The following is a 23,450-nucleotide window of genomic DNA, read 5'->3' as shown; positions in this document are numbered from 1 at the left end:
CTCAGGCCGCCACGGATTTGATTCGAATTAACTTGCCGTCGACCAGGTGCAGGCCGCACTCCTTGGACTCCGGATTCTCCCACCACCAGCGGCCGGCGCGGACGTCCTCGCCCGGCTGGATCGCGCGGGTGCAGGGCTCGCAGCCGATCGACGGGTAGCCGCGCTCGTGCAGGCTGTTGAAGGGCACATTGTTATCACGGATATATTGCCACACATCCTGCTCGGACCAGTCGGCCAGCGGGTTGAACTTGGCCATGCCGTGGGCCGTGTCGTCTTCCTGCACGGCCAGCTCGGCGCGGGTGCTCGACTGGGCGCGGCGCTGGCCGGTGACCCAGGCCCGCTTGCCGGCCAGGGCGCGCCCGAGCGGCTCGACCTTGCGGATGCGGCAGCATTCCTTGCGCATCTCGACGCGGTCGTAGAAGGCGTTCAGGCCGTTTTGCGCCACGTAGGCCTCGACCGCCTCGGGCTGCGGGCGGTAGAGTTCGATCTCATAGCCGTAATGGGCCTTGACCTTGTCCAGCACTTCCAGGGTTTCCTTGTGCAGGCGGCCGGTCTCCAGCGAGAAGATGCCGATCGGCAGGCCGGCCTTCAGGATCAGGTCGGTCAGGACCATGTCCTCGGCCGCCAGGCTGGAGGCGAATACGGCGGGCGAGAAATCGCGCGCGATGCGGGCCAGTATGTTGCCGGTTTCTTCCACGCGTGTGTGCAGGTCGCTCATGTGCTTTCCTTGCCCTCAGATGCCCGCGCCGACGTCGCTGTGCTCCAGCGGCACGTCGCGCTGCTGGCGGCGGAACAGCGGCAGCGCCTGGTCCACCGATCCCTGGTAGGTTTCGGAGAACACGGTCAGGCCCTTCAGCGCGTCGTGGATGTTGCGATCCTGGCGCGTCGCGTAGGCATCGAAGCCGCAGCGCTGCATCTGGAACAGCTGGTCGCGCAGCACGTCGCCGATCGCGCGCAATTCGCCAGTGTAGCCGAGGCGTTTGCGCAGGTTGAAGGCGATCGAGTAGCCGCGGCCGTCGCTGAACTTCGGGAAGTCGATGGCGATCAGGGCGAACCGGTCGAGGTCGTCCTTTGCGGACGTGGCCAGTTCGTCCGAGGCGAACCAGACGCCGATCTCGCCGTTCGCGCCGGCGCGGCCGAGCAGGCTTTCGCGCTGCGCCCGCCAGACCGTCAGCGGCACGATGACTTTGCCGGTCGGGACCTCGACGCTTTCCGGCGTCTCGGCATCGAGCAGGCGCAGCACGCGCCAGTCGTCGGCGACCACGGCGCGGCCCTTGATGATCTGGGCGTGGTGTTGAATATCAGGCATATTGATCCTCTCCGACAGCCAGTTCACCGGTCGGAATCGGCGTGGCATATACATGTTCCTTGAATGGCGCGACGCCGAGGCGCTGGGCGACGTCGACGAAGCGCTCGCCCTCGACGCGCTCGCGCAGGTAGACGTCGAGCAGCCGCTGCACCACTTCCGGCATCTGCTGGGCCGAGAACGACGGGCCGATGATCTTGCCGAGCGCCGCTTCATTGCCCTGGGCGCCGCCGATCGACACCTGGTACCACTCGGCGCCGTCCTTGTCGACGCCCAGCACGCCGATGTGGCCGACGTGGTGGTGGCCGCAGGCGTTGATGCAGCCCGAGATGTTCAGTTCGATGTCGCCGATGTCGTGCTGGTAGTCGATGTCGTCGAAGCGCTGGGCGATGGCGGCGGCGATCGGGATCGATTTCGCATTCGCCAGCGAGCAGTAGTCGCCGCCCGGGCAGGAAATGATGTCGGTCAGCAGGCCGATGTTCGGCGTCGCCAGGCCTTTCGATTTCGCCAGCTGCCAGACCTCGAACAGCTTGCCCTGCTCGACGTCGGCCAGCACCAGGTTCTGCTCGTGGGTCACGCGCAGTTCGCCGAAGCTGTAGCGGTCGGCCAGGTCCGCCACGAAGTCCATCTGCTCGGCGGTGGCGTCGCCCGGCGGCACGCCGGTCTTCTTCAGCGACAGCACGACCGAGGCATAGCCCGGGATCTTGTGCGGCTTGACGTTACGTTGCAGCCAGTTGGCGAAAGCCTTGTTGTCCTCATGGCCGGCGCGCGGATCGATGGCGTCCAGCTGGGCATACGGCGGCGGGTTGAAGTAGGCGGCGACGCGGTCCACTTCCTCGCGGGTCAGGGTTTCCGGGCCGTCCTTGAGGTCGGCGAATTCCTGTTCGACCAGGCGCGCGAATTCTTCCGGACCGGTGGCTTTCACCAGGATCTTGATGCGGGCCTTGTACTTGTTGTCGCGGCGGCCGAACTGGTTGTACACGCGCATGACTGCCTGCGTGTAGGTCAGCAGGTGCTGCCAGGGCACGAATTCCTTGATGACGCTGCCGATGATGGGGGTACGGCCCAGGCCGCCGCCAACCATGAACTTGAAGCCGACTTCGCCTGCTTCGTTACGCACCGCGGTCAGGCCGATATCGTGCACGGCGATGGCCGCGCGGTCGGCGACGGCGCCGTTGACGGCGATCTTGAACTTGCGGGGCAGGGCGATGAATTCGGGGTGGAAGGTGCTCCACTGGCGGATGATCTCGCAGAATGGGCGTGGATCGATGATCTCGTCCGCCGCCACGCCGGCGAACTGGTCGGTGGTGGTGTTGCGGATGCAATTGCCCGAGGTCTGGATCGCGTGCATTTCCACCGAGGCCAGGTCGCTCAGGATGTCCGGGGTCTGCTCCAGCTCGATCCAGTTGAACTGGATGTTCTGGCGGGTCGTGAAGTGGCCGTAGCCGCGGTCGTAGGTACGGGCGATGTGGGCGAACATGCGCAGCTGTTTGGTCGACAGAAGTCCATAAGGCACGGCGATGCGCAGCATGTAGGCATGGCGCTGCATGTACAGGCCGTTCTGCAGGCGCAGCGGCAGGAATTCTTCTTCGGTCAGCTCATCGTTGAGGCGGCGCTGGACCTGGTCGCGGTATTGGGCGATGCGCTCGCGGACGATGAGGTGGTCGTATTGGTCGTAACGGTACATGTTTGGGATCCGCAGGGTCGGTAGACTATGTGGAATCTTAATAAAATGGCGTCTTATTCCAAACTACTGAGAATTTATTTGCTTATATGAGCCTGAGGTATAAGCATCCTTGTAAAATGTCGCCAAGGCTTCTTCTAAGATAAAAAGGGCAATGAACCTACACCAATTACGCTTCGTCCGGGAAGCGGTCCGCCAGAACTTCAACCTGACCGACGCCGCCAAGGCGCTGTTCACTTCCCAGCCGGGCGTCTCCAAGGCCATCATCGAGCTCGAGGAAGAGCTCGGGGTCGACATCTTCACCCGTCATGGCAAGCGCATCCGCGGCCTGACCGAGCCGGGCCGCCTGGTGCTCGAATCCGTCGAGCTGATCATGCAGGAGATCGACAGCCTCAAGCGGATCGGCAAGGAATACGCGGCCCAGGACAGCGGCAGCTTCACCATCGCCACCACCCACACCCAGGCGCGCTACATGCTGCCGAAGGTGGTGCAGGCCTTCATGGTGAAATTCCCGAAGGTCCGCCTGTCCCTGCTGCAGGGCAATCCGCGCCAGATCGCCGACATGGTCAAGAACGACCAGGCCGACCTGGCCATCGCCACCGAATCGATCGCCGCCGTCGACGGCCTGATCACGCTGCCCTGCTACCAGTGGGAACACGTGCTGGTGGTGCCGCACGAACACGCGCTGACGCGCTCGAAAGCAATTTCGCTGGAAGAGATTGCAGGATACCCGCTGATCACCTACGATGCCGCCTTCGCCGGCCGCAGCAAGATCGACCACGCCTTCCAACTGCGCAACCTCAAACCGGATGTGCTGCTGGAAGCGATCGACGCCGACGTCATCAAGACCTATGTCGAGCTGGGCATGGGCGTGGGCATCATCGCCGGCATGGCTTTCGATCCGGAACGCGACCGCAACCTGCGCGCCATCCCCGTCGGCCAGCTGTTCGGCATGAACGTCTCGCGGGTGGCCATCAAGCAGGGCGCTTACTTGCGCAGCTATATTTATACTTTCATCGAGCTGCTCGCGCCTGTGCTCAACCGCAAGATGGTCGAGTCGGCAATGCGCGGGACCAGCGACAACTACGAGCTGTAACATGAATCATAACGAACACGACGATTACGAAGACTACGACGGCGAAGACTACGAGGACGACGAGGACGATGGCCTGTCGGACCGCGACGCCGACCTGAAAGACGTGCGCGAGCAGGTCGCGCAACTGACCGACGGCCTCGAGACCCTGACCCTGACCGGCGATGACGGCGTGCTGCCGGCCATCCCGGACGGCGTCGCCGGCTGCGGCGCGGTGGTCGCCGAGTTCTGCTGGTCGCGCCTGAAGCGCGATGAGCAGGATGCTTTCCTGGCGAAGCTGAAAAAGGCGTCCGGCAAGGATGCGCTGCTGGTGCTGGTCGACGAGATCTATGTGGAAGGCACCAGCAATACGGTGGCGCGCACCGATTTGCAGGGCAATACCTACGAAATCGTGACCACGGAAGATGGCCAGCGGGTGGAACGCCCGATGAGTTATCCGACCGATAGCGCGCTGCGCAAGCGTCTGGCGAATGCGGCGAAGGAAATCCGGGTGGCGCGCTGGGAGTATTTCTGGGTGGCGACCTGCAAGTTCAAATGATGTCGGTGTAATCGACGCGTGGGCACGGGGTGCCCACCCTACGTAGTTTTGTAGGGTGGGCTCCCCGAGCCCACGCGTACAACAGCACAAAAACGCGGCGGCGGGGTCACTCCCGGCCGCCGCGTTCATTTCAGGCTAGGCGATCAGAAGCTGTGCCGCAAGCCCAACGAGAACACATCCGGATCCTTGCCCAGCAAGGTCGCGGCCGGCGCGATGGTGACCGAGGACGAGCTCAGGCCGAACACGCCGCTGCCGTTGTTGTCCAGCGAAGCATAGCTGGCGTAGAGGTTGGTGCGCTTCGACAGCGAGTAGGTGTAGGCCAGGGCCCAGCTGTTGCCGCGGGCATTGCCCTGTTCCTGGCGCTGGTAGTTGGCGTACACGCGGTGCGGACCGAAGGGCATAGCACCGCCCAGGTTGGCCTGCTTGTACTTGGCCGAACCCTCGCGGTCGGCGCTCAGGTAGTTGCCCTTGATCTCGAAACCGCCCAGTTGGTCGAATTTGTAGCCGGCGCCGAATGCCGTTTCCTTGTCTTCGTCGGCCGGCACGCGGTTGATGGTGTGGTAGGCCGCGCCCAGGTAGAGGCCGCCCAGCGTGTATTCGGCGCCGACGCCTTTCAGGTCGCCCGACGGGGTGTTGGCGGCGGTGACTTCGCCGGCGGCGTAGGCGGCCAGCAGCTTGAAGCCGTTCCAGGACGGCGATTTGTAGTTGACCGAGTTGGCCAGGCGGCGGGTCAGGCGGTTGGTGGTGAAGGCCGACAGGTTGCTGCCGTAGAAGCCCTGGCCGAAGGCGTCGCTGGCGCCGGCGATGGCGGCGATCGGCGAGTATTCGCGGCCCAGGGTCAGGCTGCCGAAGCCGCCTTCGAGGCCGACCACGGCGCGGCGGCCGAACAGCGCGGTGTCGCCGGCGCCGGTATCGATCGCGGTGCCTGCTTCCAGGTTGAACATGGCTTTCAGGCCGTTACCCAAGTCCTCGGTGCCGCGGAAGCCGAAGCGGCTGCTCGACTGGTTGCCCGAGTTGACCACGGTGGTGCGGCCTTCCGGACCGCCGGTGTCCTGGGACGAAATGGCGGCATCGAGGATACCGTAGAGGGTCACGTTGGTCTGGGCGGCGGCGAACAGCGGGGTGGCGGCGGCGAAGGTAACCGCGATCGCGGCGGCCAGGCGTTTGGCTTGCATTCAGAACTCTCCAAGTAGATGACGAAACAGGTCGAAACGCGTCGCATCTTATCGAAGAGATATGTCGGTTTGATGACAGAACGAAAGATTGATTAAACGGTATGCCCGTGCACCGGGACGACGATGTCGATCCGCGTGCCGGGCGGCTCGTCGGAGGTGATGCTGATCTCGCCGTTCATGGCCCAGACCCGTTCGCGCATGCCGATCAGGCCCAGGGACTCGGCCTTCTCCATTTCTTCCGGGCGGATGCCGCGGCCGTCGTCGCGGATCGTGATCAGGAGCTCGCTGTTCGAGCGGAACAGGTTCATGGTGACGGCGCTGGCCTCGGCGTGGCGCGCGATGTTGGTCAGCGCCTCCTGCACCATGCGGAAGATGGCCGTGCTGGCGCTGTCGTCGAGGCGCAGCTCGGCTTCGTCGGCGAGCAGGGTGGTGGGGATGTTGTAGCGCTCGACGAAATCGTCGCGCAGGCCTTTGAGGGCGAAATACAGCCCGCCTTCGTCGAGCGCGCGCGGGCGCAGGTTGGTGGCGATGCGGCGCAGCGAGGCGATCGCCGTCAGCAGGTTCTGCTCCATGCCGGCCATCAGGCGCAGGCTGTCCTCGGAGGTGCCGTCGGCCTGCTGCAGCAGGGTCAGGTCCATGCGCAGCGAGGCCAGGATCTGGCCGAGGTCGTCGTGCAGCTCGCGGGCGATATGGGTGCGCTCTTCTTCGCGGATGGTCTGCAGCGCGGCCGACAGCTGGCGCAACTGGTCGTGCGAGCGCGTCAGCTTTTCCTGCACCCGCTTGCGCTCGGAGACGTCGCGCATGATCACGGTGTAGAAGGGCGCGCCTTCGTTGGCGCGCGAGATCGAGCCTTCGATGGGGAAGCGCTGGCCGTCGGCGCGCAGGCCGGTGACGGCGTAATCGGTGGAGCGGCGGCCGGCGCGGCCGCTGCCGGCGCGGAAATAGTCGAGCAGCTCTTCCGGCTCGGCCTTGGCCGACTCGACGAAGCGCGCCAGCGGGCTGCCGATCATGGCCTCGACCGTGGTGCCGAACAGCGCGGCGGCGGCCGGGTTGGCCATGACGATGGTATAGCTGCCGTCGGCGGAGACGATGGCATCGTTGGCGTCCTGGACGATCTGGCGGCTGGCCGGCACGGTGTCTGGATCTCCGGAGGGTTCGCAGCCCAGCCGGCGGCCCGCCGCGAGCCCGATCAGGAAGCAGGTCGCGGCCCAGGCGGTCGAACGAAGGCGCTGTCGATTCATGGATGCCAGTAAAAAACAACCCGCGATGCGGGTCCGGCATCTACCTTACTCGGCAGCGCTTCGCCAGGACTTGATTTACATCTGCTTGAACAAATGCAGGAAGCTGCGGCTGACTTCGAGCTTGTCCGGGCGGCCCTTGATCAGGACCAGGTGGCGGCCGCGGATGTCGCGGGTCACGCCTTCGATGGCGTTGACGTTGACCAGGGTTGCGCGGTGGATCTGCCAGAACAGCGAAGGGTCGAGTTCGTCGGCCAGGTCGCGCACCGGCTTCCTGATCAGCGCTTCGAATTTCTCGGTCTGCACGCAGGTGTATTTTTCGTCGGAGCGGAAGAACAGGATTTCCTCGACCGGGATCATGCGCAGGTCCTGGCCGATGCTGGCCTGGATCCATTGCAGGTATTTCGGCTTCGGCGCGGCGATCTTCTCCGCCAGCTGCGACAGCATGGCGGTAACGGTGTCGCTGACGTTGGCGGTGGCGCTTGCGCCGGCGCCGCTTGGCGCGGCCAGGCGTTCCTTCAGGCGCTCGACCGTGACCTGCAGGCGCTCCGGCTCCGGCGGTTTCAGCACGTAGTCGACGGCGCCGCGCTCGAAGGCCTCCACCGCGTACTGGTCGTAGGCGGTCACGAACACGATCTGGCTGGCGTCGCCGATGTCGCGCGCCGCTTCCATCCCGGTCTTGCCCGGCATGCGGATGTCGAGGAAGGTCAGGTCCGGCTTCAGGGCGGCGACCAGCTGCACGGCTTCATCGCCGTTCTTGGCCTCGCCGACGATTTCCAGTTCCGGCCACACCTGGGACAGGCGGGTACGGAGCAGGTCGCGCATCAGTCTTTCGTCGTCGGCAATGATTGCTGTAGGCATGGCGGCTAGAGGAAAAAGAAAGAATGACGATTATTCAATGAAATCGGGTAGCAGGCAATACCCAATTATTTACATGGAGGCCAGTTGGTATGGCACTTCGATGGTGGCGATCACGCCGCTCGGGATATTCGCGGCGATGTGCAGCTGGCCGGCATCGCCGTGCAGCAGCTTGAGGCGCTCGCGGATGTTCGACAGGCCGAGCCCGGTACCCTTGCTGGGCACCACGCCGAAGCCGACGCCGTCGTCGGCCACCGTCACGCGCAGCTTGCTGTCGGCGATTTCCGCCGTCACCGCCAGATGACCGCCGTCGGGCTTGGTCTCCAGCCCGTGCTTGATCGCATTCTCGACCATCGACTGCAGCATCATCGGCGGGAAGGCGGCGCTGCGCAGGCCGTCCGGGATCTGCAGCTCGACCGTCAGGCGCTCTTCCATGCGCATCTTGAGCAGGTTCAGATAAGAAGTCACCATGTCGACCTCGCGCCCGAGGCTGGTGGTCAGGTTGGCGTCGCGCATCTGCGGGATCACGGCGCGCAGGTACTGGATCAGGGTGCGCTGCATGGCCGAGGCGCGCGGCGGATCTGTCTCGATCAGGTGCTCGACCGAGGCCAGGGTGTTGAACAGGAAGTGCGGCTCGACTTGCGCCTGCATGGCCGCCATCCGCGCTTCCGACAACTGGCGCTGCATCGATTCGCGCTCGGCCGCCTGGGTTGCGCTCTGCATCTCGGCTTCCGCGCGCTTCTTGCCGCTCATCAGGGCCTTGGTGCCGAACAAGGCCATCACCAGCAGCCAGACGAAGCTGGTGAACCAGGTCGAGGCCTGCTTGTGGTAGCTCCGCGCCTTGGCTTCGGCGGCATCGTCGACTTCCGCCTCGATCGCGTCGGACAGCGCTTCGCCGATCTGCGGCGGCAGGTCGATGTGGACTTCGCCGCCGTTCGCACCGCGCACCAGCTTGGCGCCGATGGCCTTGCCGTTTACGGGTGGAATGGGCGTGGCGGGCGTCGCGGGCGGTGCTTCGCCGGCCGCCTTGCCAGCGTCGGCGGCATTCTTCTCCAGCTCGTCCGCGTTCCTCGCCGCTTCGTTCGCCTTCTTTTCCGCTTCGGCCGCGGCCTTGCCGGCTTGCTCGGCCTGCTTCAGGGCGTTCGAGGACAGCGCTTCGGCGGCCGCTTCGGCGGCTTTCCGGGCTTCCGCGTCCTCCTCGTTGCCGCGCCGCTTGGCGCGCGGACTGATGCGGATGCCGCTGTCGTCGATCGTGATGGCCGGCTCGGACTTGCGCGCGCTGCGTTCGATCACCGGATCTTCTTCGCCGCCCGAGAACAGCTCGTCCTGCAGGATCTGCCCGGCCACCAGCATCAGCGCGGCGAACAGGAAGAACTTCCACCAAGACAGGCGCGTCACCCAGGTCGCGACCGCGTCGAACGCGTGGTAGAGCCACGACAGGGTGTTGGAAAAAGATTGCTGGGTCGAACGCCGGGTCTGCATGGAGCTCTTCTTGATTAAACGTAATTGGCAAGTGTAACCGCTGAGAGGGGAATATCCGCTCTTTAGACCCAGCATCACTGTTGGGATGTTGCAACTTTAATTCCGTGCCGCCGCTATGGCCAGGGGAATGCGACAGCCTGCAGGATCGGCAGCCTGGATTGCAGCGCAGTGTGCAAATGCAGCTTTGAAAGATGCAAAACTGCAAGGTATGATGAACCAAGCTCTGGCCGCGCCAGCCCATTATTCGTTCTTCATGAAATGAAAGGGTAAAGCCGATGTCTGCCGTTCCTCAACGCTACCGCCTCGTTACCCGCAGCGACTTCGACGGCCTGGTCTGCGCCGTCCTGCTCAGGCACCTGGACCTGATCGACGACATCCTGTTCGTCCACCCGAAGGACATGCAGGACGGGAAGATCGCGATCGGCCAGCGCGACATCACCACCAATCTGCCCTACGTGGCCGGAGCCCACCTGGCCTTCGACCACCATCTTTCGGAAACCATCCGCATCGGCGGGCGCCGCGAGAACCACGTGATCGACCCCCGGGCGCCATCGGCGGCCCGGGTGGTCTACGACTACTACGGCGGCACGCGCGCCTTCCCCCCGGCCTGGCGCGGCATGATGGACGCCGTCGACAAGGCCGACGCCGCACAATTCTCGCGCGAGGAGATCCTGGACCCGCAGGGATGGAACCTGCTGAACTTCCTGATGGACGCGCGCACCGGCCTGGGCCGTTTCCACGATTTCCGCATCTCGAACTATCAGCTGATGATGGACCTGATCCAGCATTGCCGCACCCTCGGCATCGAGCAGATCATGCAGCTGCCCGACGTGCGCGAACGCACCGCGCTGTACCTGGAGCACAACGCGCTGTGCAGGCAGCAGATCCGCCGCTGCGCCCAGGTGCACAAGAACCTGGTGGTGCTGGACCTGCGCGAAGAGAAGACGATCTTCGCCGGCAACCGCTTCCTGATCTACGCGCTGTTCTCGGAGACGAACATCTCGATCCACGTGCTGTGGGGCCTGAAGAACCAGAACACCGTGTTCGCCACCGGCAAATCGATCCTGAACCGCAGCGCGAACACCAACATCGGCGCGCTGATGCTGGAGTATGGCGGGGGCGGGCATGAGAATGCGGGGACTTGCCAGGTGTCGAATGAGATGGCGGAGGATGTGCTGGGGGCGCTGATTCAACGCATTACCAGTGAAGGTTAGCAGGTGCACGTCGTCCCCGCGCAGGCGGGGACCCAAGTTCTGCATAAGCAGACGTAACGCAAGCAAACTTGGATCCCCGCCTGCGCGGGGATGACGTGCGAATGCAGCGGTACAGCGTTACGCCGGCTGGTGACTCCTCAGCATCTGCTGCGCCGCATCCGCATCCAGCGGCTCACTGAACCAGATCCCCTGAAACTGGTCGCAGCCATGCGACTTCAGGAAATCCATCTGCGGCCGTGTCTCCACCGCTTCCCCCACCACCTCCATGTTCAGGTTGTGCCCGATGTCGATCAGGCTTTTCACCAGGGCGCCGGTGCCGTCGGCGATGCCGTGCACGGTGTGGCGCGACAGCTTGACCTGGCTGGCTTCGAGCTGCTGCAGGTAGGCGAGGTCGCACAGGCCGGCGCCGAAGCCGTCCACCGACAGGCAGACGCCGAGCGCGCGCAGCTGGCGGGCGACGTCGCGGCCGAGGCCGGGATTGCGCAGCAGGCCGTCGATCTGCAGGTCGAGCTGCAGGCTGTCGGCGGGCAGGGTGTGGTGCGCCAGCATGGCTGCCAGCTTGTCGACGAAGTCGCCCTGGCTGTATTCGCGGTAGGACACGTTGACGGTCACCTGCACGCCGGCCGCCCGTACGCCATGCACGCCGCCGTGGCGCAGCCGGGCGGCGAAGGTGCAGGCATGGTCCAGCACGCGCCGGCCGATCGGCACGATGACACCGCTTTCCTCGGCCTCGGCCAGGAAGCGGCTCGGCGGCAGCACGCCCTGTTCCGGGTGGCGCCAGCGCAGCAGGGCCTCGAAGCCCATGACCTTGCCGGTGCGTAGCGAGACGTGCGGCTGGTAGAGCAGGAACAGCTCGTCGTTCTCGAGCGCGTGCTTCAGGTCTTCCTCGAGCTTGCGCTTGGCGTCGTTACTCGAGCGCATGTCGGCCGAGAAGAAATGCACGTCGTTATGGCCGTTGCCCTTGCCGTGGTACATGGCGACGTCGGCCGCACGCACCAGTTCGGTGGCGGTGGTGCCGTCGTGCGGGTAGAGCGCGACGCCGACGCTGGCCCCGACCGCGATCTCGCGGCCGTTGAAGGACACCGGAATCGCGAAGCTCTGGCGCAGCCGCTCGACCATGCGCAGCGTAAAGCGCAGCGAGGGCTGGTTGGCCAGCACCAGCACGAACTCGTCGCCGGACATGCGCGCCACCGTGTCGCTGTCGCGCACCGAGGCCTGCAGGCGCCGCGCCACCACCTTCAGCACCACATCGCCGGCTTCGTGCCCGAGGGTGTCGTTGATGGTCTTGAAGTTGTTCAGGTCGATCAGCACGGTCGCCACCAGCGACTTCTGGCGCTGCGCCATGTGCACCGCCTGGTCCAGCCGGTCCCACAGCAGGTTGCGGTTGGCGAGCCCCGTCAGCGGGTCGTGATTGACTTCGTGTTCGAGGTGGGCGGTGCGCAGCATGGCCGCGGTGACATCGTTGATGACGCCGATGAAGTGGGTGACCGTGCCGTACTCGTCGTGGACCGGGGTGATGTTCAGGTCGTTCCAGAACAGCTCGCCGTTCTTGCGCAGGTTGCGCAGCACCACGTTGACCGAACGCTGCGCTTCGATCGCCTCGTGCAGCTCGGTGCGCTCGTTCGTGTCCATGCCGGGCGCGGCCATGAAACGCGGGTCGCGGCCCACCACTTCCGCCGCCGAGTAGCCGCTGATGCGCTCGAAGGCCGGGTTGACGTATTCGATCGGGCTGTCCGGGCCGTCGCTGCGCGCGATCACGATGCCGTTGCTGGCCGCGTGCAGGGCGCGTTCGCGCAGGTTCAGCTGCTCCTCGCGCTGGCGCCGTTCGCCGATGTCGATGCCGATCCCGAACACGTAATGGCCGCCGTTGCAGTGCACCCGGGTGCCGCACAGCAGCACCGGAATCTCCTTGCCGCTGCGCGCCACGTACTCGACTTCCAGCTTCACCTCTTCGCCTTCGTCGAGCACGCGGCGGATGGCGTCATTGAGCCTCGGCCGCTGTTCCAGGTCGAGCAGGTCGGCCGCGCGCGCGGCGGCCAGCTCTTCCGGCGCCATGCCGGTCAGGCGCTCCAGGTTATGGTTCCACAGCACGAAGCGGCCCTCGCGGTTGAGGGCGTAGAAGGTGCCGGGGAAAAGGTCGACCACGGCCGACAGTGGGGTGCGGGCGACGTGTTCGGATTCCGGCGCCCCGCGCTCGAATTCGGTGGTGACGGCGACGGCGCAGCCGAGCGGCCGGCCGGCGGCGTCGATTTGCGGCGCCAGTGCCAGTCTGGCGGAGAACACCCGATTTTCGCAGCAGCGCAGGTCGGCGTTCAGCTCGGCGCCTTCGGGATGCTGGACCAGGGCGGCCCAGCCGGCGGTCCAGGCGTCGCGCGCGCTGGCGACGAACATGCCGGTGACGGGACGGCCGAGGACGCTATCGGCGGGCAGGCCGAACAGGGCCGCGCAGCCCGCGTTCCAGGTGATGATGTTGCCCGCGTCGTCCGTCAGGAAGACGGCGCGCGCGGGCGGGTCGGTGTCGAACATCGGGTTCCCTCATGCAAGGCCAACCGCTGTTGGACAGCAGTTGGAGGGAACCGTTCCGCGAAGAATATCAGGCGGCGGCGTCGGCGGCCGGGGGCAGGGCGAGCTGGTTGTCGACGCTGAACTGGTAGTCCTTGAACACGTGCTCTGCCGACAGGACCTGGTAGCTGCCGTCGGCCAGCTTGTGGGTCGTGTCCTTCAGGCGCCAGGTGGTCGAGCCGCAGGTCCAGCAGTTGAAGTTGCGCATGTGGGTGCACAGGCAGGTCTTGTCGAAGACCTTGATGTCCTTCGAGCCCGGATTCGCCTGCACCTCGCGGTTGTACGAGTTGATGTAGGCGCAGTTGCCGGTCGCGTCCAGCAGGTAGCCGTAGGACTCGCAGCCCGGACGGATGCCGGAACCGATCGCCGGGGTCTGCTTCAGCATGCGCATCGGATAGCCGGTCGGCGAGACGCCGTTGACGATGATGTCTTCCTCGCTGGCGCGGTAGTATTCCTGCTTGACGTCGTCAGGCAGGCCGCATTCGCGGGTCACGGTGAAGCGGGTCGCCACCTGCACGCCGCCGGCGCCTTTTTCGAGGAAACCCACCGCATCGCTGCCGGTGAAGATGCCGCCCGCGGCGATCAGCGGGATGTCCAGGTTTTCCGCCTTCATGTACGCATGGATCTCGTCCATGATGGTGTGCAGGTCGTACTGCTGCCAGTCGTCGATGCCGAAGCCGAGGTGGCCGCCGGCCAGCGGGCCTTCGACGATGATGTAGTCGGGATTGCGGTTCAGGCGCGAGACCTTGCGCAGGAACAGTTGCAGTGCGCGCACCGAGGACACGATGATGCCCAGCTTGGCTTCGTGGAAGCGCGGATGGTCCTTGATCAGCTCGAACGAACCCAGGTGCAGGCCGGCCGACATGGTGATGCCGTCGATGCCGGCGTCGAGCGCGGCCGACAGGCGGGTGCGCAGGGTTTCTTTCGGCGCATTCATGGTCAGCTTTTCCATGCAGTTCACGAAGATCAGGCCATCGCCTTTCTTCGCCTGCATGGTCGCGCCCACGTGCAGGCGGGTCGCCTCGGCCAGGCGGTCGAGGTCGAACTTGACCGCCGACTTGTCCATGTTGTTGATGTTGAACTTGTAGAGCTTGGTCTTTTCCTTGACGAAGCTCGTATCGAACTTGCGGTCCGACACATCGGGCACCATCGCATCGGAAATGTGACCAATCCCGCCGAGGCGCGCCGCCTCCAGCGCCAGTTCGGAGGTCGAGATATCGACCCCCATTCCGCCGATCATGATGGGCACATATTCCTTGCCACCCAAGCGCAGGCGGAAATCATCTACACGTTTCATTGCATTCCTTAACAGCCATAGACTAATCGCCCGCCATTTTAACGCAGGAGAGGTGCTTTACAGAGGGCCATTTACCGCACGGTCGTGCGGTAACGATCCTGCTTTTCGTACTCAATCGCGGAAGTTGTTGAAGGCCAGCGGCAGATCCTGGACATCCTTGCGCAGCATGGCGATGGCTTCCTGCAGGACATCGCGGTCCTTGCCGGTGACGCGCACGGATTCGCCCTGGATCGAGGCCTGCACCTTCATCTTGCTTTCCTTGACCAGCTTGGTGATCTTCTTGGCGTCATCGCTCTCGATGCCGTTGCGCACCTTGATCACCTGCTTGACCTTGTCGCCGCCGATCTTCTCGATCTTGCCTTCGTCCAGGAAGCGGACGTCGACCTTGCGCTTGGTCATCTTGTTCAGCAGGACGTCCTTCACCTGCGAGATCTGGAAGTCGGAATCGCCGAACAGGGTGATTTCCTTGTCCTTCTGCTCGACCTTGGCCGAGGTGCCCTTGAAATCGAAGCGGGTCTCGATTTCCTTGCTCGAGTTCTCGACGGCGTTCTTCACTTCGACCATGTCTGCTTCGCAGACGACGTCAAACGATGGCATCGTAATTCCTTTTTTTATAGGGTGACAGATGGCGATATTGTAACGGACCGCTGCCGCGGCGGCGCGAGTTTCCCACTATAATCAGCGGGCCAACTTCGGACCCAGCCATGCTAGCACTGCCCATCGCACACGACATCGCCCTCCAGCAATTCAACACCTTCGGCATTCCGGCCCGCGCAAGACGCTACCTGCGGGTCGAGGATCCCGCGCAACTGGCGCAGCTCGCCGCCGATCCGGCACTGGCCGCATTGCCGCGCCTGGTGCTGGGCGGCGGCAGCAATCTCCTGATCACGCACGATGAAGTCGACCTGCTGGTGCTGCACATGGCGCTGGCGGGCAAGGAGATCGTCGGCGAAACGCCGGACGCCATCCTGGTGCGCGCCCAGGCCGGCGAAAACTGGCACGGCTTCGTGCAATGGACCCTGGAGCAGGGCCTGGGCGGGCTGGAAAACCTGTCGCTGATCCCGGGCACGGTGGGCGCCTCGCCGATCCAGAACATCGGCGCCTACGGGGCCGAGACCAAGGACCTGTTCCACTCGCTCACGGCCTTCGACTTCGCCGGCGGGACCACGCGGACCATGGACGCCGCCGCCTGCCGCTTCGCCTACCGCGACAGCATCTTCAAGCACGAAGAAGGCCGCCAACTGGCCGTGCTGGACGTCACTTTCGCGTTGCCGCGCGCCTGGGCGCCCAACCTGCGCTACGCCGAGCTGGCGCGCGAACTCGAGGGCATCGCCGAACCGACCCCGCGCCAGGTGGCCGACGCCGTCATCGCGGTCCGGCGCCGCAAGCTGCCCGACCCGGCGGAGATCGGCAATGCCGGCAGCTTCTTCAAGAATCCGGTGGTTTCAAGCGAGCACTGCGCGCAGCTGCTGCAATCGTGGCCCAACCTGGTCCACCACCTGCAGCCCGACGGCAGCGAAAAGCTGGCGGCCGGCTGGCTGATCGACCAGTGCGGCTGGAAGGGGAAGGCGCTGGGCCGCGCCGGCGTCTATCCGAAGCAGGCGCTGGTGCTGGTGAACAATGGCGGCGCCAGCGGCGCCGAAGTGCTGGCGCTGGCGCGCGCGATCCAGGCCGATGTGCAGGCGCGTTTCGGGGTGCTGCTGGAGCCGGAGCCGGTGATGGTCTGATCGATCGCCCGGCGTTTCGATCTGGACAGGACCGGTTTTGTCCGCCGATTCGACGGGTTTGTCGCAAAGGCAGGATGGCTGGGCGAGCCGGGTGTTATCGTCCCGAATTCACTTTCACCCAGAGACAACCGAATGGCTTTTCACGAATTCCCGCTGCCGGCGGCGAGCGGGGCCCAGGCCAGCCCGATGCGCCTGCTGCTGGTGGCCGCCGTACTTTTCCTGTTCTACCAGCTGCCCGAGGGCATCGGGATGTACGAGCTGCGCTTGCTCTTCCCCCTCGCCGCATGGTGGGCCTCGCGCAGCCTCGGCTTCAGCGGCATGCGCGCGTGGTACCTGGACGCGCGGCCGGGCTGGTGGCGGCTCCTGGGCACCGGTCTGGTGCTGGCGATCGCCGCCAAATTCACGACAGTCGCCATCGGCGCGCGTACCGGCGTGTACACCCTTGCCTGGGCCGACGCCGCGCCTGGCATGGCGCTGGCGGGTTCGCTGGCCTTTCTTGCCTTCTCGAGCTTCATTGCGTCCCTGGCCGAAGACATACTGACGCGCGGCCTCGTGATGCGCGCCTTCCCGCAACTGGCAGGGCGCTGGACATTCATCCTGGTGTCCGCCGCGCTGTTCGTGCTGAACCACATCTACCGGCTGCACAAGGGGCCTGTCGAGTGGCTGACGATCTTCTGTTTCGGCCTTGCGTATGCAGCGGCGCTGTACCGCACCGGCACGCTGTGGGCGGCGGTGGGCCTGCACTGGGGCTGGAATCTGGCAAACGGCCTGCTCGATACCTTTGCGCGCTCGGATGTCGTGCAGCCCGCAGTCGCGCCCTTTTATTCCGGCGCTGCCCATCTGGTGCTGCTGGCTTGCGTGCTTATCCTGATGCGTCCGGCGCGGCCGGTATCTTGAGCCCCTTGCTCACCGCCGGCCGCTGTAGGAAAGCCTGCAGCACGCGCCCCACGTTGCCGAACTTGTCGAAGCCGACCAGCTCGCGCGCGCCGTCGAGCGACTGCAAGCCGTTCACCCACGGAAAAGTCATGATGTCGGCGATCGTGTAGCGCTTGCCCATGATCCAGTCGCGGCCCTCGAGGCGCTGGTCGAGCACGCCCAGCAGGCGCTTGGCTTCGTCGACGAAGCGGTCGCGCGGGCGCTTGTCTTCCCAGTCCTTGCCGGCGAATTTCAGGAAGAAGCCCAGCTGGCCGAACATCGGCCCGATGCCGCCGTTCTGGAACATCACCCACTGGATGGTTTCAATGCGGCCGGCCGCGTCGGGCGGGAGCAATTGGCCGGTCTTTTCCGCCAGGTAGAGCAGGATGGCGCCGGATTCCCAGAGCGGCAGCGGCTGTCCATCCGGACCGTTCGGGTCGATGATGGCCGGGATCTTGTTGTTCGGGTTCAGGGACAGGTATTCGGGCGAGGTCTGTTCCTGCTTTTCGAAGGCGACGCGGTGCACCTCGTAGGGCAGGCCGCTTTCCTCGAGCATGATGGCCGCCTTGACGCCGTTCGGCGTCGGCATCGAATACAGCTGCAGGCGGTCCGGATGCTGCGCCGGCCATTTTCGTGTCACGGGAAAACTGTCCAGATCCTTCATCGCACCCCCCAGGCTTGGTCACCCGAAGATGGTAGCAAAGGGCTGGACCGGACGCCGCGCGCCTGGGGCCGCGCCTTCAGGTAGTCCCACCGCTCCGCGCCGATAAAGCGGCCGGAATTTTGCCGATCGGCAAAATATACTGGGCCGCCCCCAGCTCGGCGGCGGCGCGCGGCATGCCATACACCGCGCTGGTGCCTTCGTCCTGCGCAATGGTCGCCTGGCCGGCACTGCGCATGGCCAGCAGGCCGTCGGCGCCGTCGCGTCCCATGCCGCTCAGCAGGACGCCGGTGGCCTTGCGTTCCCAATACTGCGCCACCGAACGGAAGAAGACGTCGATGGAGGGCCTGTGGATCGCGTCGCGCGGATGGGCGTCGTAGCGCAGGCGGTGGTTGGGCGCCAGGCGCAGGTGGTCGGACGTGGCGGCCACCTGCACCACGCCGCCTGCCAGGTGGTCGCCGTCCCCGATCGCGACGACGTTCGCCGAGGTCTGCTCGCCCAGCCATTTCACCAGCTGGGTGGAAAAGCTGGCGTCGATGTGCTGGACCACCACCGCGGCGGTATCAGGCGGCGGGCGCCAGTCCGCGAACAGGCGCGCCAGCGCCGCCGGGCCGCCGGTCGAGGCGCCGATCGCGACCAGGCGCGCCACCTGCGCAGTGTTCACCGGCACCGGCACGGGCAACGGCGCCGGATTCCCTTTCACCAGCTTGGCGATGGTGGCGATCTTGGCCAGCAGCGCGGCGCCGCCGTCCTCGCGGCCGAGCAGCACCGGGGTGGCGACCACGTCGAGGGCGCCGGCGCCGAGCGCGCGGAACACCTGGCTGACATTGTCCTGCGGGCGCGCGGTCACCACCAGGATCGCGCAGGGCGCGTTGGCCATGATGCGGCGGGTCGCTTCGACGCCGTCGAGCAGGGGCATGTCGAGGTCCATCAGCACCAGGTCGGGCCGCAGGTCGGCGCACAGGCGCACGGCGTCGAGGCCGGTGCGCGCGACCCAGGCCACTTCGTGTTCGCCGCTGGCCTTGAGCACGCGGCGCAGGGCCTCGCCGGCCATCGGCACATCGTTGGCAATGCCGATCTTCATGGTGGCGTCTCCGGATGGGCTTCGCCGATCAGGTCGCGCACGGCGTCGAGCAGGGTGGCGTCGTGGAAGGCGCCCTTGGCCAGGTAGTAGTCGGCGCCGGCTTCGAGTCCGCGCGCGCGGTCTTCCGGGCGGTCCTTGTAGGACACGATCATCACCGGCAGGCGCTGCAGGCGCGGGTCCTGGCGGATGCGTTCGAGCAGCTTGATACCGTCCAGGCGCGGCATGTCGATGTCCGTGATCACCAGGTCGAAGGCGCCGGCGCGCACGCTGTTCCAGCCGTCGACGCCGTCCAGCGCGACCTCGACCCGGTAGCCGCGCGCCGCCAGCAGCTTGCGCTGCATTTCGCGCACGGTCAGCGAATCGTCGACCACCAGGATGCGGCGCGCGGCCTGCTGCGCGGCGCGGCTTGCCGCCTGCGCGTGCGCCGCCGGCTGCAGCGAGTCGCCGGCGTCCAGCAGGCGCGCGATCGACAGCAGCATGTCCGGCACGTCCAGGATCAGCACCGGGGAGCCGTCGTCGAGCAGGGCGCCCGAGGCGACGTCGCGCAGCTTGCCGAACATCGGCTCGAGCGGCTGCACCGTCAGGTTTTGTTCGCCGCGCACATCGTCGACCACCAGCCCGTAGCGCTCGCGGGCGCCGCCGATGACGATCACCGCCAGTTCGCCGCTGGCGGCCGATGCAGCCGCTTCGCCCAGTTCGAGCACCCGCGCGGCGGCCACCAGGCCGAGGTGGGCGCCTTCGTGTTCGAGGTACTGGCGGCCCGACAGCGCCTGCACGCTGCTTGCCGGCACGCGCAGCACGCGTTCGACGCGCGCGATCGGCAGCGCATAGGCTTCGCCCGCCACCTCTGCCACCAGGGCGCGCACGATCGACTGGGTGACCGGCAGCACGATGATGGTGCGGAAGCCGGCGCCGGGCGTCGACTCCACCCGCACCGTGCCGTTCTGGGCCTGTACCATCTCATGCACCACGTCGAGTCCGACGCCGCGGCCGGAGATGGCGTTGGCGTCCTCCTTCAGCGAAAAGCCGGGCAGGAACAGGAATTCCATCAGCTCGGCGCCGGACAGGGCTTGCGCGATGCCCGGCGGGACCAGGCGGCGCGCGAGGGCGGCGCGGCGCACCTGCTCGATGTCGACGCCGCGGCCGTCGTCGCTGACTTCGATGGACAGCATGCCGCCGCGGTGATGGGCGGACAAGCGGATCGTGCCCGCGCGCGGCTTGCCGGCGGCGCTGCGTTCGGCCGGCGTTTCCATGCCGTGGTCGACCGCATTGCGCAGCAACTGGCTGAGGGGGGCCTCCAGGCGCACCAGCACGGCGCGGTCGACCAGGGTGTCGGCGCCGCTGAGGTCGAGGTGCACCTCCTTGCCCAGGCTGCGCGCCAGGTCGCGCACCATGCGCGGCAGGCCGTGCAGGCCGTCGCCGAAGCGGCACATGTGCAGCGCCAGCACTTCGTCGACCAGGCGCGTGGCCACGCCGGTGGCCTGGCGCTCGTAGTGCTCGGCGTCGAGGATGATGCGCTGCAGGGTCCCGGGCAGGGTGGCGGCCCGCTCGTCCAGCTGGCGCACCAGTTCCAGCAGGCGCGGATCGCCGTTCATGGCGATCGCGTCCTTCAGCTGTTCGATCGCGCCGAACGCGCAACGCTGCTGGCGCTTGTAGCGTTGCAGGGAATCGACCCAGGGCCGCAGCCGGCCGGCGTGCAGGCGGGCCTGGCCGGCCAGCGTGAGCAGTTCGTTGCGCGGCACCTGCGCGGGCGCCTCGCGCGCCGGCGCCGCTGCGGGCGTGGTCGCAAGGGGCGGCGCAGGGGCCGGGGCGGCGGGCCTGAGCGGCGCCACCGCCGGCGCCGCCGCCACATCGGCCTGCAGCGCAACCAGCGCCGCCAGCACGGCCTCCACCCGGGCCGCATGCGGGCCGGCGTCCGACATCTCCGCTTCGGACAAGCCGGCCAGCGCGCGCATCAGGTCGACCGCGCCGAGCAGCACGTCGACGCCGGCGCCGCCCAGCGCCAGCCGGCCCTGCTGGACGGCGACGAACACGTCTTCCATCGCGTGCGCCAGGTCGACCATCGGCGCCATGCCGACGATGGCGGCGGCGCCCTTGGTCGAGTGGGCGGCGCGCATCATCGCTTCCAGCGTGGCGGCGTCCGGCGCGCGTTCGCTGCGCAGCAGGCCGTCGGTGAGCACGCGCGCCTGGGCCTGGGCTTCCATGCGGAACAGGTCCAGCATCGAAAAGCTGCTCAGGTCCTGGCCGAAGTGGTCGATGCTCATCGCAGCACCCCCGCGATCGCCTGCTCGAGCAGGGCGGCGTCCAGCAAGCCGGCCTCGATGGCGCCGTCGGCGATCACGCCGGCCAGCAGGGGCGAGGGCTGGTGGCCGAGCGTGGCGGCGGGCGCACGCATGGCCTTCGATGCATGGCGCAGGATGCCGTGCATTTCCGCCACCGGCAGCGCGACCCCATGGCTCGACAGCGCAAGCACCAGCAGGCGTTCGAAGGCGTGGCGGCCGCTCGGCGCCGGCACGCCGGCGGTATCGATGCCGAGCAACGGCGCCAGCGAGACCGCCGGCAGCACCCGCCCGTCGACGTTCACCACGCCGAGCAGGGCGCCGTTCGCGCGGTGCGGCAGGCGGTGCACCGGCGCCGGCGGCGCCACGGTGGACGCCAGCGCCACCGGCACCGCCAGCCATTCGGCGCCGATGCGGAACACCATGGCGGCGGCGTCGGTGGGCGTCGGGGCGGGTTCGGGCAGGGCCAGTTCGCGCGCCCAGGCGTCACGGTAGTCCTGCTCGACCGGGCGCTGCAGATTGCGCTGGGCGGCCGCCGCATACACGCCGCAGTTGCGGCAGTGGACCTGGCGTTCCAGCTCGGCGCAGCTGCGGTCGCCCGCCACGCCGATGCGGCGCCAGCAGTCATCGCCGGCCAGGTCGAAGATGGCCCCTTTTCTCATCGCGTGGCGCCCTGCTTGCCACCGCGCGCGTGCACGCGTGCGGCGCGCCGGCGCAGCAGGTCCGCATCCTGGGCCTCGCCGCGCTGTTCGTGCAACAGGGCCAGGCTGCACAGCGCCTCGTAGTGCTCGGGCTGCAGGTAGAGGCAGCGGCGCAGGTGGCGTTCGGCCGCGCGCGGCTCGCCGCCGGCGTCGCCGATCAGGCCGAGCAGGAACCAGGCCTCGGCCAGCTCGGGCTGCAGGGCCAGCGCCGCCCGGCAGGCCTGGTCGGCCTCGAGCAGGCGGCCGGCGTCGGCCAGCTGCCGGGCTTGCGCGATCAAGCGGCCGACCGTGACGGCGGCCGGGCTTGCGGCTTGCGGCGGGGTGGGCGTGGGCGCCATGTCCACGCGCGGGCGCTTGGCGTTCGCAACGGGTGGCGGCGGCCGCGGACGAAGCCGCACCGTCGCCAGCGCCTGCTTCTGCAACGCGTAAGCGGCGCCCAGCGATTGCGGTGCAAAACCACCGCGGCAGAACGCAGGCGCCTCGGCGCAGCCGGACAGCAGCAGGCCATCGTCGAGCAGCAATGCGCGGATGGCGGCCGCCGCCGCGACGCGCCCAGGCTCGTCGAAATAGATCAGCAGGTTACGGCAGAACACCAGGTCGTAGCGGCCGGCGTTTCGCGCCGGCACGGCCGGATCCAGCAGGTTGCCCTGGCTGAAGCGCACGTAGCGGCGCGGCGTCTCGCCGATCACGTAGCCGCCGCCGTCGCTGTCGAACCAGCGCTCGCGGAAGGCCAGGTCGGCGCCGCGGAAGGCGTTGCGCGTGTACCGGCCGTGGCGCGCGCGTGCGATCGCGGCCTGCGACAGGTCCAGCGCGTCGATGCGGCACTGCGCGGGAGAGATGCCGGCGCGCGCCAGCGCCATCGCCATCGAATACGGCTCCTCGCCGCCGGCGCAGGGCAGGGACAGGATCGCCAGCTGCCGTCCCGGATGGCTGAGCAGGCGGCGCTGGACGAAGCGCAGCGCGGCATCGAACACCTCGGGGTCGCGGAACATCCAGGATTCGGGCACGGTCACGAGATCCACCAGGGCTTCGAACTCCGGCGTGCGGGGCAGGGGCGCGTAGTCCTCGCGCGTGGACAGGCCGAGCCGCAGCCTGCGCTCGCGCACGGCGCGTTCGACCGCCTCGTCCGGCAGCACCAGGCCGGTGTCGTTCCTGAGCAGCTGGTGCAGGTTCATGCCGCGGCCCCGCCGAACAGGAGCGCGGCCACCTCGGGCGCCAGCAGGCGCTCCGGGGCGATCAGCTGCAGCATGCCGCCGCCTTCGCCGGCGCCGCCCGCCGCCACCGCACCCAGCCAGGGCGCGGCCGCCACGCCGCCCTCGCGCAAGGCGGCGGCGATATCGGACACGCCCGCCACATGCTCGGCCTTCAGGCCCAGGCGCCGCAGCTTGCCGAGGACCGGCACGTCGACCAACAAGATGCGGGTGTCGTAGCGCACGGCGTCCGGCGGACTGCCGGCCAGGCGCGACAGGTCGATCACGGGCACCGGCTCGCCGTGCAGGTCGAGCAGGCCGGGCACGTAATGCGGCGCCCCCGGCAGCGGCTTCAGGCGCGCCACCGGCAGCACCCGCAGCACCGCGGTGAGGGGCAGGGCATAGCGTTCGCGCCCGATGTGGAACACCAGCACCTTCATGGGGCG

21 protein-coding genes are annotated in these 23,450 nt (G+C 67.0%); 5 read left to right on the top strand and 16 right to left on the bottom strand.

Annotation, left to right across the window (positions count from 1 at the left end):
• Window position 1: 1 nt before the first annotated feature.
• Genes ACFPO9_RS18990 through ACFPO9_RS18980 form a run of 3 tightly spaced genes read right to left on the bottom strand, consistent with a single transcriptional unit; the run spans window position 2 to window position 2,993 of the window.
• Window positions 2-718, bottom strand: a complete 717-nt coding sequence (locus tag ACFPO9_RS18990) for a phosphoadenylyl-sulfate reductase (RefSeq protein WP_379773449.1) — start codon at window positions 716-718, stop codon at window positions 2-4.
• A gap of 15 nt (window positions 719-733) precedes the next feature.
• Window positions 734-1,309: a DUF934 domain-containing protein gene (locus ACFPO9_RS18985; protein WP_379773446.1), complete on the bottom strand. Its 576-nt coding sequence runs from the start codon at window positions 1,307-1,309 to the stop codon at window positions 734-736.
• The gene (locus tag ACFPO9_RS18980) at window positions 1,302-2,993 is read right to left on the bottom strand and encodes a nitrite/sulfite reductase (protein WP_379773443.1); all 1,692 of its coding nucleotides are present in this window, start codon (window positions 2,991-2,993) and stop codon (window positions 1,302-1,304) included. Before ACFPO9_RS18980 ends, ACFPO9_RS18985 begins: the two co-directional genes overlap by 8 nt.
• Before the next feature lie 151 nt (window positions 2,994-3,144).
• On the opposite strand from ACFPO9_RS18980, the gene ACFPO9_RS18975 reads away from it, so the two are divergent.
• Window positions 3,145-4,086 (top strand): CysB family HTH-type transcriptional regulator, encoded by a 942-nt coding sequence (locus ACFPO9_RS18975; RefSeq protein WP_379773440.1) that lies wholly within the window; start codon window positions 3,145-3,147, stop codon window positions 4,084-4,086.
• A 1-nt stretch (window position 4,087) separates the two neighbouring features.
• Window positions 4,088-4,621 (top strand): hypothetical protein, encoded by a 534-nt coding sequence (locus ACFPO9_RS18970; protein WP_379773437.1) that lies wholly within the window; start codon window positions 4,088-4,090, stop codon window positions 4,619-4,621.
• A 143-nt stretch (window positions 4,622-4,764) separates the two neighbouring features.
• Here ACFPO9_RS18970 and ACFPO9_RS18965 read toward each other — a convergent pair whose 3' ends face one another.
• The 4 genes from ACFPO9_RS18965 to ACFPO9_RS18950 form a co-directional block, all read right to left on the bottom strand.
• Complete coding sequence (locus tag ACFPO9_RS18965) at window positions 4,765-5,796, bottom strand: porin (protein ID WP_379773434.1); 1,032 nt, start codon at window positions 5,794-5,796, stop codon at window positions 4,765-4,767.
• Window positions 5,797-5,888: 92 nt separating this feature from the next.
• Window positions 5,889-7,037, bottom strand: coding sequence for a PAS domain-containing sensor histidine kinase (locus ACFPO9_RS18960; RefSeq protein ID WP_379773431.1), 1,149 nt, complete (start codon window positions 7,035-7,037; stop codon window positions 5,889-5,891).
• Window positions 7,038-7,112: 75 nt separating this feature from the next.
• Complete coding sequence (locus ACFPO9_RS18955) at window positions 7,113-7,895, bottom strand: LytR/AlgR family response regulator transcription factor (protein WP_379773428.1); 783 nt, start codon at window positions 7,893-7,895, stop codon at window positions 7,113-7,115.
• A 69-nt stretch (window positions 7,896-7,964) separates the two neighbouring features.
• Entirely contained in the window at window positions 7,965-9,374 is a 1,410-nt protein-coding gene (locus tag ACFPO9_RS18950) for a sensor histidine kinase (RefSeq protein WP_379773426.1), read from the bottom strand.
• 275 nt (window positions 9,375-9,649) lie between these two features.
• Here ACFPO9_RS18950 and ACFPO9_RS18945 point away from each other — a divergent pair, with 275 nt between their 5' ends.
• The gene (locus tag ACFPO9_RS18945; protein WP_379773423.1) at window positions 9,650-10,588 is read left to right on the top strand and encodes an exopolyphosphatase; all 939 of its coding nucleotides are present in this window, start codon (window positions 9,650-9,652) and stop codon (window positions 10,586-10,588) included.
• 117 nt (window positions 10,589-10,705) lie between these two features.
• Here ACFPO9_RS18945 and ACFPO9_RS18940 read toward each other — a convergent pair whose 3' ends face one another.
• From ACFPO9_RS18940 to ACFPO9_RS18930, 3 genes are all read right to left on the bottom strand, one after another.
• Complete coding sequence (locus tag ACFPO9_RS18940) at window positions 10,706-13,114, bottom strand: sensor domain-containing protein (RefSeq protein WP_379773421.1); 2,409 nt, start codon at window positions 13,112-13,114, stop codon at window positions 10,706-10,708.
• Window positions 13,115-13,181: 67 nt separating this feature from the next.
• Window positions 13,182-14,447 (bottom strand): nitronate monooxygenase, encoded by a 1,266-nt coding sequence (locus ACFPO9_RS18935; protein WP_379773418.1) that lies wholly within the window; start codon window positions 14,445-14,447, stop codon window positions 13,182-13,184.
• Between the two features lie 111 nt (window positions 14,448-14,558).
• A complete protein-coding gene (locus ACFPO9_RS18930; protein ID WP_379773415.1) occupies window positions 14,559-15,044 on the bottom strand; it encodes a YajQ family cyclic di-GMP-binding protein in 486 nt (161 codons plus the stop codon).
• Between the two features lie 107 nt (window positions 15,045-15,151).
• On the opposite strand from ACFPO9_RS18930, the gene murB reads away from it, so the two are divergent.
• Window positions 15,152-16,174, top strand: a complete 1,023-nt coding sequence (gene murB, locus ACFPO9_RS18925) for a UDP-N-acetylmuramate dehydrogenase (protein ID WP_379773413.1) — start codon at window positions 15,152-15,154, stop codon at window positions 16,172-16,174.
• 132 nt (window positions 16,175-16,306) lie between these two features.
• Window positions 16,307-17,071: a CPBP family intramembrane glutamic endopeptidase gene (locus ACFPO9_RS18920; RefSeq protein ID WP_379773410.1), complete on the top strand. Its 765-nt coding sequence runs from the start codon at window positions 16,307-16,309 to the stop codon at window positions 17,069-17,071.
• Here the strand turns inward: ACFPO9_RS18920 and ACFPO9_RS18915 are convergent.
• From ACFPO9_RS18915 to ACFPO9_RS18890, 6 genes are all read right to left on the bottom strand, one after another.
• Window positions 17,037-17,753 (bottom strand): glutathione S-transferase family protein, encoded by a 717-nt coding sequence (locus tag ACFPO9_RS18915; RefSeq protein WP_379773407.1) that lies wholly within the window; start codon window positions 17,751-17,753, stop codon window positions 17,037-17,039. The genes ACFPO9_RS18920 and ACFPO9_RS18915 overlap by 35 nt on opposite strands.
• 76 nt (window positions 17,754-17,829) lie before the next feature.
• Window positions 17,830-18,834 (bottom strand): chemotaxis-specific protein-glutamate methyltransferase CheB, encoded by a 1,005-nt coding sequence (gene cheB, locus ACFPO9_RS18910; protein ID WP_379773405.1) that lies wholly within the window; start codon window positions 18,832-18,834, stop codon window positions 17,830-17,832.
• Entirely contained in the window at window positions 18,831-21,098 is a 2,268-nt protein-coding gene (locus ACFPO9_RS18905; protein WP_379773403.1) for a hybrid sensor histidine kinase/response regulator, read from the bottom strand. Before ACFPO9_RS18905 ends, cheB begins: the two co-directional genes overlap by 4 nt.
• The gene (locus ACFPO9_RS18900; protein ID WP_379773401.1) at window positions 21,095-21,775 is read right to left on the bottom strand and encodes a chemotaxis protein CheW; all 681 of its coding nucleotides are present in this window, start codon (window positions 21,773-21,775) and stop codon (window positions 21,095-21,097) included. The genes ACFPO9_RS18905 and ACFPO9_RS18900 overlap by 4 nt, the downstream gene beginning before the upstream one ends.
• The gene (locus ACFPO9_RS18895; RefSeq protein WP_379773398.1) at window positions 21,772-22,989 is read right to left on the bottom strand and encodes a CheR family methyltransferase; all 1,218 of its coding nucleotides are present in this window, start codon (window positions 22,987-22,989) and stop codon (window positions 21,772-21,774) included. The genes ACFPO9_RS18900 and ACFPO9_RS18895 overlap by 4 nt, the downstream gene beginning before the upstream one ends.
• Window positions 22,986-23,444 (bottom strand): chemotaxis protein CheW, encoded by a 459-nt coding sequence (locus tag ACFPO9_RS18890; RefSeq protein ID WP_379773396.1) that lies wholly within the window; start codon window positions 23,442-23,444, stop codon window positions 22,986-22,988. Before ACFPO9_RS18890 ends, ACFPO9_RS18895 begins: the two co-directional genes overlap by 4 nt.
• Window positions 23,445-23,450: the final 6 nt, after the last annotated feature.

The organism is Massilia aerilata (assembly GCF_042656905.1).
GTDB lineage: Bacteria > Pseudomonadota > Gammaproteobacteria > Burkholderiales > Burkholderiaceae_D > Telluria > Telluria aerilata.
This window is presented reverse-complemented; position numbering and strand designations above follow the sequence as displayed.

Coding starts and splice junctions, on each gene's coding strand:
- ACFPO9_RS18990 (WP_379773449.1), bottom strand. CDS start 718: ATGAGCGACCTGCACACACGCGTGGAAGAAACCGGCAACATACTGGCC.
- ACFPO9_RS18985 (WP_379773446.1), bottom strand. CDS start 1,309: ATGCCTGATATTCAACACCACGCCCAGATCATCAAGGGCCGCGCCGTG.
- ACFPO9_RS18980 (WP_379773443.1), bottom strand. CDS start 2,993: ATGTACCGTTACGACCAATACGACCACCTCATCGTCCGCGAGCGCATC.
- ACFPO9_RS18975 (WP_379773440.1), top strand. CDS start 3,145: ATGAACCTACACCAATTACGCTTCGTCCGGGAAGCGGTCCGCCAGAAC.
- ACFPO9_RS18970 (WP_379773437.1), top strand. CDS start 4,088: ATGAATCATAACGAACACGACGATTACGAAGACTACGACGGCGAAGAC.
- ACFPO9_RS18965 (WP_379773434.1), bottom strand. CDS start 5,796: ATGCAAGCCAAACGCCTGGCCGCCGCGATCGCGGTTACCTTCGCCGCC.
- ACFPO9_RS18960 (WP_379773431.1), bottom strand. CDS start 7,037: ATGAATCGACAGCGCCTTCGTTCGACCGCCTGGGCCGCGACCTGCTTC.
- ACFPO9_RS18955 (WP_379773428.1), bottom strand. CDS start 7,895: ATGCCTACAGCAATCATTGCCGACGACGAAAGACTGATGCGCGACCTG.
- ACFPO9_RS18950 (WP_379773426.1), bottom strand. CDS start 9,374: ATGCAGACCCGGCGTTCGACCCAGCAATCTTTTTCCAACACCCTGTCG.
- ACFPO9_RS18945 (WP_379773423.1), top strand. CDS start 9,650: ATGTCTGCCGTTCCTCAACGCTACCGCCTCGTTACCCGCAGCGACTTC.
- ACFPO9_RS18940 (WP_379773421.1), bottom strand. CDS start 13,114: ATGTTCGACACCGACCCGCCCGCGCGCGCCGTCTTCCTGACGGACGAC.
- ACFPO9_RS18935 (WP_379773418.1), bottom strand. CDS start 14,447: ATGAAACGTGTAGATGATTTCCGCCTGCGCTTGGGTGGCAAGGAATAT.
- ACFPO9_RS18930 (WP_379773415.1), bottom strand. CDS start 15,044: ATGCCATCGTTTGACGTCGTCTGCGAAGCAGACATGGTCGAAGTGAAG.
- murB (WP_379773413.1), top strand. CDS start 15,152: ATGCTAGCACTGCCCATCGCACACGACATCGCCCTCCAGCAATTCAAC.
- ACFPO9_RS18920 (WP_379773410.1), top strand. CDS start 16,307: ATGGCTTTTCACGAATTCCCGCTGCCGGCGGCGAGCGGGGCCCAGGCC.
- ACFPO9_RS18915 (WP_379773407.1), bottom strand. CDS start 17,753: ATGAAGGATCTGGACAGTTTTCCCGTGACACGAAAATGGCCGGCGCAG.
- cheB (WP_379773405.1), bottom strand. CDS start 18,834: ATGAAGATCGGCATTGCCAACGATGTGCCGATGGCCGGCGAGGCCCTG.
- ACFPO9_RS18905 (WP_379773403.1), bottom strand. CDS start 21,098: ATGAGCATCGACCACTTCGGCCAGGACCTGAGCAGCTTTTCGATGCTG.
- ACFPO9_RS18900 (WP_379773401.1), bottom strand. CDS start 21,775: ATGAGAAAAGGGGCCATCTTCGACCTGGCCGGCGATGACTGCTGGCGC.
- ACFPO9_RS18895 (WP_379773398.1), bottom strand. CDS start 22,989: ATGAACCTGCACCAGCTGCTCAGGAACGACACCGGCCTGGTGCTGCCG.
- ACFPO9_RS18890 (WP_379773396.1), bottom strand. CDS start 23,444: ATGAAGGTGCTGGTGTTCCACATCGGGCGCGAACGCTATGCCCTGCCC.